Source organism: Blastococcus aggregatus, from assembly GCF_900221005.1.
Lineage (GTDB): Bacteria > Actinomycetota > Actinomycetes > Mycobacteriales > Geodermatophilaceae > Blastococcus > Blastococcus aggregatus.
Genome location: NZ_OBQI01000004.1, coordinates 497,684 through 508,932 on the forward strand (window position 1 = coordinate 497,684; position 11,249 = coordinate 508,932).

15 protein-coding genes and 1 rRNA gene are annotated in these 11,249 nt (G+C 73.7%); 9 read left to right on the forward strand and 7 right to left on the reverse strand.

Going from position 1 to position 11,249, the window contains the following annotated elements; genetic code table 11:
• Positions 1 to 6: 6 nt before the first annotated feature.
• Genes CRP29_RS22855 through CRP29_RS15650 form a run of 5 tightly spaced genes read left to right on the forward strand, consistent with a single transcriptional unit; the run spans position 7 to position 2,692 of the window.
• Positions 7 to 528 (forward strand): hypothetical protein, encoded by a 522-nt coding sequence (locus tag CRP29_RS22855; protein WP_176522999.1) that lies wholly within the window; start codon positions 7 to 9, stop codon positions 526 to 528.
• 38 nt (positions 529 to 566) lie between these two features.
• Positions 567 to 1,106 (forward strand): M73 family metallopeptidase, encoded by a 540-nt coding sequence (locus CRP29_RS15640; protein ID WP_097195964.1) that lies wholly within the window; start codon positions 567 to 569, stop codon positions 1,104 to 1,106.
• Complete coding sequence (locus tag CRP29_RS23615; protein ID WP_281256810.1) at positions 1,103 to 1,228, forward strand: hypothetical protein; 126 nt, start codon at positions 1,103 to 1,105, stop codon at positions 1,226 to 1,228. The genes CRP29_RS15640 and CRP29_RS23615 overlap by 4 nt, the downstream gene beginning before the upstream one ends.
• Complete coding sequence (locus CRP29_RS15645) at positions 1,228 to 1,719, forward strand: signal peptidase I (protein WP_097195965.1); 492 nt, start codon at positions 1,228 to 1,230, stop codon at positions 1,717 to 1,719. The genes CRP29_RS23615 and CRP29_RS15645 overlap by 1 nt, the downstream gene beginning before the upstream one ends.
• On the forward strand, positions 1,709 to 2,692 hold the full coding sequence (locus CRP29_RS15650; RefSeq protein WP_097195966.1) for a hypothetical protein: 984 nt from the start codon (positions 1,709 to 1,711) through the stop codon (positions 2,690 to 2,692). The genes CRP29_RS15645 and CRP29_RS15650 overlap by 11 nt, the downstream gene beginning before the upstream one ends.
• Before the next feature lie 2 nt (positions 2,693 to 2,694).
• Here the strand turns inward: CRP29_RS15650 and CRP29_RS15655 are convergent, their stop codons facing one another.
• From CRP29_RS15655 to thyX, 5 genes are all read right to left on the reverse strand, one after another.
• Positions 2,695 to 4,395 (reverse strand): ribonuclease J, encoded by a 1,701-nt coding sequence (locus tag CRP29_RS15655; protein ID WP_097195967.1) that lies wholly within the window; start codon positions 4,393 to 4,395, stop codon positions 2,695 to 2,697.
• Positions 4,396 to 4,405: 10 nt separating this feature from the next.
• Entirely contained in the window at positions 4,406 to 5,302 is an 897-nt protein-coding gene (dapA, locus tag CRP29_RS15660) for a 4-hydroxy-tetrahydrodipicolinate synthase (RefSeq protein WP_097195968.1), read from the reverse strand.
• A 9-nt stretch (positions 5,303 to 5,311) separates the two neighbouring features.
• Positions 5,312 to 5,827: a dihydrofolate reductase gene (locus tag CRP29_RS15665; protein ID WP_097196034.1), complete on the reverse strand. Its 516-nt coding sequence runs from the start codon at positions 5,825 to 5,827 to the stop codon at positions 5,312 to 5,314.
• A 22-nt stretch (positions 5,828 to 5,849) separates the two neighbouring features.
• The gene (locus CRP29_RS15670; protein ID WP_097195969.1) at positions 5,850 to 6,656 is read right to left on the reverse strand and encodes a thymidylate synthase; all 807 of its coding nucleotides are present in this window, start codon (positions 6,654 to 6,656) and stop codon (positions 5,850 to 5,852) included.
• A 64-nt stretch (positions 6,657 to 6,720) separates the two neighbouring features.
• The gene (thyX, locus tag CRP29_RS15675; protein WP_097195970.1) at positions 6,721 to 7,473 is read right to left on the reverse strand and encodes an FAD-dependent thymidylate synthase; all 753 of its coding nucleotides are present in this window, start codon (positions 7,471 to 7,473) and stop codon (positions 6,721 to 6,723) included.
• 39 nt (positions 7,474 to 7,512) lie between these two features.
• Here thyX and CRP29_RS15680 point away from each other — a divergent pair, with 39 nt between their 5' ends.
• Both CRP29_RS15680 and CRP29_RS15685 read left to right on the forward strand, forming a co-directional pair.
• Positions 7,513 to 7,935 (forward strand): YkvA family protein, encoded by a 423-nt coding sequence (locus tag CRP29_RS15680; protein WP_097195971.1) that lies wholly within the window; start codon positions 7,513 to 7,515, stop codon positions 7,933 to 7,935.
• A 47-nt stretch (positions 7,936 to 7,982) separates the two neighbouring features.
• Positions 7,983 to 8,480, forward strand: a complete 498-nt coding sequence (locus tag CRP29_RS15685; protein WP_141437153.1) for a hypothetical protein — start codon at positions 7,983 to 7,985, stop codon at positions 8,478 to 8,480.
• Here the strand turns inward: CRP29_RS15685 and CRP29_RS15690 are convergent.
• Positions 8,455 to 9,666 (reverse strand): winged helix-turn-helix domain-containing protein, encoded by a 1,212-nt coding sequence (locus CRP29_RS15690; RefSeq protein WP_097196035.1) that lies wholly within the window; start codon positions 9,664 to 9,666, stop codon positions 8,455 to 8,457. The two genes, CRP29_RS15685 and CRP29_RS15690, sit on opposite strands and share 26 nt — an antisense overlap.
• A 66-nt stretch (positions 9,667 to 9,732) precedes the next feature.
• On the opposite strand from CRP29_RS15690, the gene CRP29_RS15695 reads away from it, so the two are divergent.
• Positions 9,733 to 10,332, forward strand: a complete 600-nt coding sequence (locus CRP29_RS15695; protein WP_097195973.1) for a GNAT family N-acetyltransferase — start codon at positions 9,733 to 9,735, stop codon at positions 10,330 to 10,332.
• Positions 10,329 to 10,988 (forward strand): DUF2461 domain-containing protein, encoded by a 660-nt coding sequence (locus CRP29_RS15700; RefSeq protein WP_097195974.1) that lies wholly within the window; start codon positions 10,329 to 10,331, stop codon positions 10,986 to 10,988. Before CRP29_RS15695 ends, CRP29_RS15700 begins: the two co-directional genes overlap by 4 nt.
• Before the next feature lie 173 nt (positions 10,989 to 11,161).
• Here CRP29_RS15700 and rrf read toward each other — a convergent pair.
• Positions 11,162 to 11,249, reverse strand: a 5S ribosomal RNA gene (gene rrf / locus CRP29_RS15705); the annotation flags it as partial.

Genomic DNA, 11,249 nt, shown 5'->3' on the forward strand with positions numbered 1-11,249 from the left:
GCCGGCATGAGACGGCTCCCGCTGCGCATCGCGGGGGCAGTGGTCGGTGCCGGACTGGCCCTCCTCGCGCTCCCTGCGCTCGCCCCGGCGGCCGGACCGCCGGCGCTGCCGCTCACCGTCGACGCCTCCCTGGTCCGCAGCGGCGAGGTGGGCGTCGACGGGGCCGGGCACCTGCTCTCCGGCGCCGAGGTGCGGCCCACCGACCGGGGCGGCGCGCACGCACGCACGCACCTCATCTCGCAGACCAGGCTCCCGGTCGACGTCACCGTCCAGGAGATCGGCCCACCCACCGGATGGGAGGAACAGCTGTGGCTTCGCATCGCGCTCGGCGACCAGGTGGTGTTCGACGGGCCGCGGTCCTCGCTGCGCCAGGCGCCGTCGGTCCCCGTGCGGCTCGACCCCGGCACGCGGCTGCCCCTGGCGGTCTCCGTGACCCTGGCCCCGGGCGCGCCCGACGTGCACCAGGGACGACGCACCGAGCTGCGGTTCCTCCTCGCCTCGACCCCCGTCGCGCCCCGCGGCGGCTGAGCGGCGGCGTCCTCGCCAGGCTGACGCTCACGCTGGCGGTGCTGTTCGGCGCGTCGACGGTCCTGGGCGGCGGCACCATGGCCGCGCTCTCGGGGACCACCGAGAACGCCGCCAACAGCTTCTCGGCCGGGACCGTCGTCCTCACCGACAACGACGCCGGGACGGCGCTGCTCTCCCTGGCCAACGCCCGCCCGGGAGCGCCGGCGACCAACTGCCTGCAGGTCAGCTACACCGGCTCCCTGACCGCCGGGGTGCGGCTGTACGGCACGTACGCCGGGGCGCTGGCCCCGTACGTGAAGATCACCATCACCCGCGGCACCGACGCGGCCCCGTCGTTCGGCTCGTGCGCGACGTTCACCGCCGACACCGCCGACCACACGGGCCTGGGCCCGGGCATCCTGTTCTCCGGCTCGCTCTCCACCTTCCCGACGACCTTCGCCACCGCGCTGGTCGATCCCACGGCCTCGTGGGCGACCGACACCCGGATCTCCTACCGCTTCAGCGCGGAGATCCTGGACACCAACGCCGCCCAGGGGCTGACCAGCACGGCCGGGTTCACCTGGGAGGCGCGCAGTTGACCGGCGCGCACCGGGGCCCGCTGCTGCGTGCGGTGGCCGTCCTGCTCACGTGGAGCGTGATCGGCGCCGGCGGGGTGCTCGCGCGGGCGCCACCGGCGGCTCCGCTCAGCCGGTCCGCGTGATGAGCGTGCTCTCGGGCAGCATGGCCCCGGCGCTGGACGTCGGGGACCTCGTCGTGACCCGGGTGGTGCGCCCCGCCGATCTCGTCTCCGGCGACCTGGTCACCTACCGCGACCCGGGCCACGACCGGTTCGTGACGCACCGGGTGCAGAGCATCGTCTGGCGGGGCGAGCTCGCCGACGTCGTCACCCGCGGCGACGCCAACGACGCCGGGGAGGAGTGGACGATCTCCGCCGACGGCACCGTCGGCCTGGTCGTCCTGCGCCTGCCCGCCGCGGGCTACGTCCTGGGTGTGCTGGGCACGCCAGCCGGGCGGCTGGCTGTCGGCGTGCTCGCGCTGTCGTTGGCCTTCTGGGCGATCGAGCTCATCTGGCGGCCGGCCCCCGCGACCGTCCCGCTCCCCGTGCACGCCCGTGCCGCTGCGCACGAGGGCCGCGACGGACGCGCCCCCGTCGTCCGGTCCCGCCCGCAGGCGGTCGGTCGTGCGGGGTAGCCGCCCGGCCCGCGGCCTGGGCGTCCTCGCGGCGCTCGGCCTCGCCCTGCACGTCTCCGGGGCGACCGAGGCGGCGTTCGCCGTCAGCACGGGGACGCCGGTCATGTCCCTGAGCAGCGCCTCCGACTGGAAGCCGCCGATCGTCAGCGGCGCGGTCGTCGTCAAGTCCGAGGGCGGGACCCCGGGCTTCATCCGCCAGGGCGGCTCCTACCAGGTGTACGCGACGGTCGGCGACGATCCGTCGTCCCGGCCCGCCAGCGGGGTGGGCAGGGTCGTCGTCGGTATCACCGGCCTGCCGCCCATGGACCTGGTCGCCGTCGCGCCGGGCGTGACGTACAGCCACCGGACATCGCCGCGGACCGAGGCGTACGCGCCTGCGGGGTCCTACACCGCGTGGGTGCGGGCCACGGATCTGGCCACCCCCGGGAACACCTCCGCGGAGTACCCGCTCGGGGTGGTGGTGGACAACACCGCCCCCGCCCCGACCTCAGTGACGGTCGCCAACGGCGGGACGGCCCGGCGGGCGGACGCCGGCGACACCGTCACGTTCGGCTGGGGCGAGGTGCTGGACCCGCACAGCGTCGTCCCCGGGTGGACCGGCGCCGCCATGGACGTGACCGTGCGGATCACCGACAGCACCGCCACCGGGGGTGACGTGCTGACCGTCTGGAACGCGGCGAACACCGCCCAGCTGCCGCTCGGCCAGATCGTGCTGGGCGGCAACTACGTGACCGCGACGACCACCTTCGGCGCCTCCGGCGCGGCCACCCGCTCCAGGCTGAGCTGGGCGGCCACGCCGGGCACCGCGTTCACCGTCGTCCTGGGCCCGCCGGACGTCGCCGGCAACGTCGTCACCAGCAGCACCGCCGGCACGGTCACCTGGACGCCGAGCACCACGGTGTTCGACCGCGCGGGGAACCGGTCCCCCGCCACGGCCGTCACCGAGTCCGGCACCGCCGACCGCGACTTCTGAGGTCAGACCTCCAGCACGGTCGGGATGATCATCGGACGACGGCGGTGCTTGTCCGACACCCACTTGCCGACGGTGCGACGGATGATCTGCGACATCCGGTGTGCGTCGACGTTCTCGTCCTGCAGCGCGCGCCGCAGGCTGTCCTCGACCAGGCGCAGCACCTCGTCGAAGGCCGACGGGTCGTCGGAGAACCCCTTGGTCGACAGGTGCACCGGCCGCACGATGGTCCTCGTCGACGGCTCCACCACGACGGTGAGCGCCACGAAGCCCTCGTCGCCCAGGATCCGCCGCGCCTGCAGGGACTCCTCGCCGACGTCGCCGACGTTGAGCCCGTCGACGTACACGTTGCCGATGGGCACGCTGCCGACGATCGTCGCCTTGCCGTCGACCAGGTCGATGACGACGCCGTCCTCGGCGAGCAGGACCCGGTCGGCCGGCATGCCGGTCTCCTCGGCGAGCTTGGCGTGGGCACGCAGGTGCCGCCACTCCCCGTGCACGGGCATCAGGTAGCGCGGCTTGGCCACGTTGAGCAGGGTGCGCAGCTCACCGGCGGGCGCGTGCCCGGACACGTGCACCTTCGCGGTCTCCTTGTGCACGACCGTGGCGCCGAGCCGGGACAGCCCGTTGATCACCTTGTAGACGGCCGTCTCGTTCCCCGGCACCAGCGACGAGGCGAGGACGACGGTGTCGCCGGGCTCGATGGTGACCTGGTGGTGGTCGCCGCGGGCCATGCGCCCGAGCGCGGAGAGCGGCTCGCCCTGCGAACCGGTGCTCACCAGCACGACCTGCTCGGGCGGCATCTTGGCCGCGTCGTCGAGGGACACCATCAGACCCGGGGCCATGTGAAGCAGGCCGAGGTCGCGGGCGACGCCCATGTTGCGGACCATCGACCGGCCGACCAGCGCCACCTTGCGGTCGTGCTTGTGCGCGCAGTCGAGCACCTGCTGGATGCGGTGCACGTGGCTGGCGAAGCTGGAGACGATCAGCCGCTGGGTGGCGCGGGCGAAGACGTCGTCGAGGACCGGGCCGATGCTGCGCTCGGGGGTGACGAAGCCGGGCACCTCGGCGTTGGTCGAGTCCGACAGCAGCAGGTCGATGCCCGAGACGCCGAGCCGGGCGAAGGCCCCGAGGTCGGTGAGGACGCCGTCGAGCGGCAGCTGGTCCATCTTGAAGTCGCCGGTGTGCACCAGCAGCCCGGCCGGGGTGTGCACGGCCACGGCGAGCGCGTCGGGGATCGAGTGGTTCACCGAGATGAACTCGCAGTGGAACGGCCCGGCGAGGTGGTCGTCGCCGGCCGCGACCTCGACCAGCACCGGGTCGATGCGGTGCTCGCGGAGCTTGGCCTTGACCAGCGCGAGGGTGAACCGCGAGCCGACCAGCGGGATGTCCTCGCGCAGCCGCAGCAGGTACGGGATCGCCCCGATGTGGTCCTCGTGGCCGTGCGTCAGGACGACGGCGGTGATGTCGTCGAGGCGGTGCTCGATCACGCCGAAGTCCGGCAGGATCAGGTCGATGCCTGGCTGCTCGGCCTCCGGGAAGAGGACGCCGCAGTCGATCACGAGCAGCTGCCCGTCGAACTCCAGCACCGCCATGTTGCGGCCGATCTCGCCCAGGCCGCCCAGCGCCATGACGCGCAGACCACCCTCGGGGAGCGGCGGCGGGGCCTTGAGGCCCAGGTGCGGTTGGGTGGCTACGCCACTCATCGGGTGCCACTCACAGTTGAATGCCTCCGTCGGCGAGGTCGATGCGCAGTTGCGCGAGCTGTTCGTCGGTCGCCTCGATCAGCGGCGGCCGCAGCGGGCCGGCCGGCAGGCCGAGAGCGTTGAGCGCCGCCTTGACCAGGATCGCGCCCTGGGTGCGGAAGATGCCGGTGTAGACCGGCAGCAGGCTGTCGTTCACGGCGCGCGCACGCGCCAGGTCGCCGGCCTCGACGGCGGCGACGAGCTCGGCCAGCCGGGGGCCGACCAGGTGGCCGACCACGCTGACCACGCCGACGCCGCCCATCGCGAGGATCGGCAGGTTGAGCATGTCGTCGCCGCTGTAGAAGGCCAGGTCGGTGCGCGCCTTCGTCCAGGCCAAAGCGCCGAAGTCGCCCTTGGCGTCCTTCACCGCGACGATCCCCGGGTGCTCGGCGAGGCGCACCAAGGTCTCGACCTCGATCGGCACCGCCGAGCGGTGCGGGATGTCGTAGAGCATCACCGGCAGGTCGGTGCTGTCGGCGACCGCGGTGAAGTGCCGGAGCAGTCCGGCCTGCGGGGGCTTGTTGTAGTACGGGGTGACGACCAGCAGGCCGTCGGCGCCCAGCCGCTCCGCGGCCCGCGCCCGCTCGATGGTGTGGGCGGTGTCGTTGGTGCCGACGCCGGCCAGGACGGTGGCGCGGTCGCCGACCGCGTCGATGACCGCCTCGAGGACGGCGTGCGACTCCCCGTCGCTCATGGTCGGGGACTCGCCGGTCGTGCCCAGGACGGCGAGGCCGTCGTGCGCCTGCCGGTCGACGAGGTGCGCGGCCAGCTCCTGCGCGCCGGAGAGGTCGATGGACCCGTCCTCGGCCAGCGGCGTGACCATCGCCGTCAGCACGCGCCCGAAGGGCCGGGCGGGGTCGGTGGTCATGGGCTGAATCTACCGAGCCGCACGTTCGGGCACCGGGCCGCCCACGACGGCGCGCTCGTACTCCGTCACCGCGTAGCGCAACCCCGCCGAGGCGGACTCCGACCAGCCCTGCTCCGGCGTCCGCGTGGTGCGGGTCCAGGTGTCGTCCAGCACCGGCGCCCAGGTGTCCCCGTCGACCTGGACGTCGACGTCGGTGACGACCAGCCGGTCGGCGTGGGGCAGGAACGCGGCGTACACCGCTCCCCCACCGATCACCCAGCACGAGCGGTGCTCGGCGAGCACCTGGTCGACCGAGGCGGCTCGCAGCGCACCGTCGGCCGACCATCCGTCGTCCGACGTCAGGACGACGTTGACCCGGCCGGGCAGGGGCCGGAAGCGCTCGGGCAGCGACTCCCAGGTGCGGCGGCCCATGACCACCGTCGACCCCGTGGTGAGCCGGCGGAAGAGCGCCAGGTCCTCGGGCAGGTGCCAGGGCAGCCCGCCGTCGGCACCGATCACCCCGTCGCGGCCCTGGGCCCAGACCATGCCGATCACGGGCGGCCGCCGGTCAGACGGCCACGGCGCCGCGGATCGCGGCGTGCGAGCGGTAGTCGTGCACGGTGACGTGGTCGTAGGTGTAGTCGAACAGCGACGGCGCCGGGGCCAGTTCGAGGGTCGGGAACGGCAGCGGCTCGCGGGAGAGCTGCTCGCTCACCTGCGCGACGTGGTTGCTGTAGATGTGGCAGTCCCCGCCGACCCAGATGAAGTCGCCGGGCTCGAGGCCGACCTGGGCTGCGACCATGCGGGTGAGCAGCGCGTAGCTGGCGATGTTGAACGGGACGCCGAGGAACATGTCCGCGCTGCGCTGGTAGAGCTGGCAGGAGAGCTTGCCGTCGGCGACGTAGAACTGGAACAGCGCGTGGCAGGGTGCCAGGGCCATCTCCGGCAGGGCGCCGACGTTCCAGGCGGAGACGATCATGCGCCGGGAGTCGGGGTCCGAGCGCAGCGTGTCGAGCACCGCGGAGATCTGGTCGATCTGCTGCCCGTCCGGCGCCGGCCAGGACCGCCACTGCACGCCGTAGACCGGCCCGAGCTCGCCCTCGGGCGAGGCCCACTCGTCCCAGATCGTCACACCCTGGTCGCGCAGCCAGCCCACGTTGCTGTCCCCCCGCAGGAACCACAGCAGCTCGACGGCGATCGACTTGAAGTGCACCTTCTTCGTCGTCACCAGCGGGAACGATTCGGTGAGGTCGTACCGGAGCCGCTCCCCGAACAGGCTCAGGGTGCCGGTGCCCGTGCGGTCCTGCTTCGGCGTGCCCTGCTCCAGGATCCGCCGCAGGAGGTCCTCGTACTGGGTGTCGATCGGCGCTGCCACGCACCCGAGACTACGGCGACCGGCCGACGGTCCGTGAGTCCGGAGCGCATCCGCCCCAGGGGCCTCAGCCCTCGCCCACGAGGGGGCTGGCGGCCACCTGGCTGCCGTCGGGCAGCGTGCTGATGCGGAAGTCGCCGAACACGTTGCCGGCCACCCGCTGCAGCTCGCGCAGGCAGGCGATCGCCAGCTCGCGGATCTCCACGTCGGCGTGCTCGCTGGCCCGCATGGCGACGAAGTGCCGCCAGGCGCGGTAGTTGCCCGTGACGACGATGCGCGTCTCCGTGGCGTTGGGCAGCACCGACCTCGCCGCCTGCCGCGCCTGCTTGCGCCGCAGCGTGGCGTTGGGCTGGTCGGCGAACCGCTGCTCCAGGCCGGCGAGGAGGGCGTCGTAGGCCTCGGTCGCCGCGCCCGTGGCGGCCTGGAAGAGCGCGTGCAGCTCCGGATCCTCCGCGATGACGGCCGGCTCCACCATCTCGGCGTCCCGCTCCGGGACGTACCGCTGGGAGAGCTGGCTGTAGGAGAAGTGCCGGTGCCGGACCAGCTCGTGGGTGAGGGACCGGGAGACCCCGGTCAGGTACATGCTCACGCTGCCGTGCTCGAGGACCGAGAGGTGACCGACCTCGAGCAGGTGCCGCAGGTAGGCGGCGTTCGTCGCCGTCGCCGGGTTGGGCTTGTCCCACGACTGGTAGCACGCCCGCCCGGCGAACTCGGCCAGCGCCTGGCCCCCGTCGGCGTCGGTCGTCCACGGGACGTCCGCCGGCGGCGTGAACCGCGTCTGGGCGACGACCTGGACCTTCAGCGGCACGATGTCGGGCACGCCGAGAGCGTACGGCGAGGGCAGCGGCAGACTGGGCCCGTGGAATGGGTGCGGACGCTGGCCGTCGTGGTCGGTGGCCTGCTGCTCCTCTGGCTGATCCTGCTCGCGCTGCTGTGGCGGGCACGCACCGACGAGCTCACCGCCCGCACGGCTCTCCGCCTGCTTCCCGACGTGGTCCGCCTCGTGCGCCGCCTGGCCGCCGACGGCTCGCTCCCCCGCGGGGTCCGCATCCGGCTGTGGCTGCTGCTGGGCTACCTGCTCATGCCGATCGACCTGGTCCCGGACGTCATCCCGGTCCTCGGCTACGCCGACGACGTGATCGTGGTCGCCTGGACGCTGCGGTCGGTGACCAGGCGCGCCGGTGCCGACGCGCTCGCCCGGCACTGGCCGGGCGACCCCGGCGGGCTGGCCCTCGTCAGCCGGCTCGCCGGCCTGCCGCCCGCCGGGACGCCGCCGGGCTGAGCCCGCCGCCCCTGGTCCTCCGCATCGCGCGGCGGCAGGCTGCCCCCATGAGGAACCCGAACTGGTCGTCCGTGCTCCGCAGGCTGCGGCCCTGGGTGGTCGGCTGGTTCACCTTCCAGGCACTGGTGGCACTCGCCGGCGTCCTCACGGCGTGGCGCCGGGACGAGGGCGACGCGACGAGCACGAGCATCCGCCGGACGGTCACCCACAACGGGCTCGAGCTGCGTCCCACGAACGCCGACCTGTCGCGGCTGCGCGTGGACCTGGCGATGGCCGGCGGGGAGATCGACCTGACCGCCCTGCCGCTCCCCGCGCGCGGCGTCGACCTCACCGTCCGGATGGGCATGGCCGGGCTGGTCGTGCGGGTCCCGGCGGACTGGCGGGTGTGGTGGCGGTTCCGGGGAGTGGGCGGCATCGGTACCGACGGCGCCGTGGAGCGCACCCACGACGAGCACGCGGCCGATCTGCGCATCCACGCCGTCGTGGTCCTGGGCGGCCTCGTCGTCGAGGCGGGCGGGCTCAGCGCCTCGCCACAACCCGGCTGAGCTCGCCGGCGAGGTCGCCGCGCTCCCCCACGACGACGTCGTCGAGCTCCATCCAGTCGGCCATCAGCCGCAGCTCGTCGGCGAGCTCGCCGGCCACCTGACCGTGGACGACGCCGTCCTCCGCGAAGGCGGACTGCACGCGCAGGACCGACGCCTGGCGATCGGCCTTGAGGTCCACCCGCCCCACCAGGCGGTCCCCCAGCAGGAAGGGCAGCACGTAGTAGCCGTGCACCCGCTTGGGCGCCGGCGTGTAGATCTCCAGCCGGTAGCGGAAACCGAAGATCCGCTCGACGCGCGGCCGCTCCCACACCAGGGAGTCGAAGGGGCTCAGCAGCGCCCGCGCACGGATCCAGCGCGGGCGATGGGCCGCCGGGTCCAGCCAGGCCGGCCGGCCCCAGCCGTCCACCTCGACGGCGGTCAGCTCGCCGGCGTCGGTCAGCTCCGCGATCGCGGTGCGCGCGTCCCCCGGCGAGAGCCGGAAGTAGTCCCGCAGGTCCTTCTCGGTGGCGACGCCCAGGGCTCGGGCGGCGGTGCGGACCAGCTCGCGGACGGCATCGGCGCGCTCCGGCACCGGCTGGGCGAGAACCGCCGCGGGCAGCACCCTCTCGGTCAGGTCGTAGACCCGCTCGAAGCCGGCCGTCCGTCCCCGGGCGGTGAGCACGCCCGTGAAGAAGAGGTACTCGAGCGCCGCCTTGCCGGCGTGCCAGTTCCACATGCTGCCGGGCCGGTCGGGACGCGCCTCCCCGAGCTCGGCGGCCCGGAGCGGGCCGTCTCGGCGCACCCGCTCGACGAGGGCGGCGACGTACTCCGGCCGCTCCCGGGCAACCCGGGTCATCGAGCCCCACGCCAGGGTGTCCGCGGCCGCCATGCGCCAGCGCAGGTGCGGGTGCAGCCGCACCGGCAGGAACGACGCCTCGTGCGCCCAGTACTCGAAGACGGCACCCCGGCCGTCGGTGAGGGTGTCCAGTGACGGGCGCGCATAGGGCCCGAGCCGGCTGAAGAACGGCAGGTAGTGCGATCTGGAGAGCACGTTGACCGAGTCGATCTGGACGACCGCCAGCCGCTCCGCCGTGGCCCGCAGCTGCCGGGTGCCCACCGGCGTCGCCGGTCGGGGCACGGCGAAACCCTGGGCCGCCAGCGCGATGCGCCGGGCCAGGGCGGCCGTCAGCCGGGGAACACTGGTCACGGGCCCGATCTTGCCGCCAGGCACCGACAGACCGCGCACCGCGCCCTGCTGCCTAGGCTCGCCGACGTGGACCCCACGCCGTTCCCCCGCCTGACCGGCTCCGCCGACGTGTCGGTGCGTCCCGCCCGGCCTGCGGAGGCACCGGACATCGCCCGCGTGCAGGCCGTCGCCTGGCGGACCGCGTACCGGTCGCTGCTGCCCGCGGAGGTGCTGGACAGCTGGGACGAGGCCGCCGCCGCCGCGACCTGGCGCGCCGCCGTCGAGGCACCGCCCACCCCCGGGCACGTGGTGCTCGTGGCGCTGGAGGGCAGCGCCGTCGTCGGGTTCACCGCCTTCGGGCCCGCGGAGCTGACCGACGGCGAGCCCCCGTCCGCGGACGGGCCCCTGTCCGACATCACCACCCTGCTGGTGGAGCCGCGGTGGGGACGCCGCGGACACGGCAGCCGGCTGCTCGCCGCGGTCGTCGACCTCGCCCGGGCCCAGGGCGTCGATCGGCTGCGCACCTGGCTGCCGGAGGCCGACGGGGTGTCCGCCGCCTTCTTCGAGTCCGCGGGCTGGGAGCCCGACGGCTGGGCACGCACCCTCGACACCGGGGGGCCGCCGCTGCGCGAGCTCCGCTGGCACGCACTGCTGCACGGCGACGACGACGAAGGAGACCGATCGTGAGCTTCTCCGGCTTCCCTGATGAAGGGCTGGTCTTCTACGAGGGGCTCGAGGCGGACAACAGCAAGACCTTCTGGACGGCGCACAAGGCGGAGTACGACTCGTTCGTCCGCGCGCCCATGCTGGCCCTGCTCGAGGAGCTGGGCGCGGAGTTCGGCACCGCCAAGGTGTTCCGGCCCTATCGCGACGTCCGCTTCTCGCACGACAAGACCCCGTACAAGACCCATCAGGGTGCGGTCGTCACGCCCGAGGGCCGCGGCACCGGCTCCTGGTACGTGCAGATCTCCGCCGACGGGCTGCTGGTCTCGGGTGGCAGCTGGCGCCTGGAGAGCGACCAGGTGGCGCGCTACCGCCGCGCCGTCGCCGATCCCGTCCAGGGCTCCCGCCTGGAGGCGGAGATCGAGCGCCTGCGGATCGCCGGCTGGGCGATCGAGGGTGACCGCCTGGTGCGCGTTCCCGCCGGCTATGCGGCCGACGCCGAGCGGCTGGACCTGCTGAAGCACAAGGCGCTGCACGCCACCCGGCAGTGGACGCCCGAGGACTGGCTGCACACCCCGGCGGTACTGGACCGCGTGCGCGACTCGTGGCGGGACCTGGCGCAGCTCAACTCCTGGCTCGCCGACAACGTCGGCGCCACCACCAAGGAGCCCCGCCGCTAGTCACGCCTGGACTTCCTGCACCGGAAGTCCGGGGCCGGCGGCGGACTTTCTGCACCGGAAGTCCGGGGCCGGCGGTGGACTTTCTGCACCGAAAGTCCGGGATTCGGGCGAGGCCACGCAGACATGCCGACAGGGCCCCAGCACGAATGCTGGGGCCCTGTCGGGGAATGGTTGTCCGGCGGCGTCCTACTCTCCCACCCCGTCTCCAGGGCAGTACCATCGGCGCTGAAAGGCTTAGCTTCCGGGTTCGGAATGAGACCG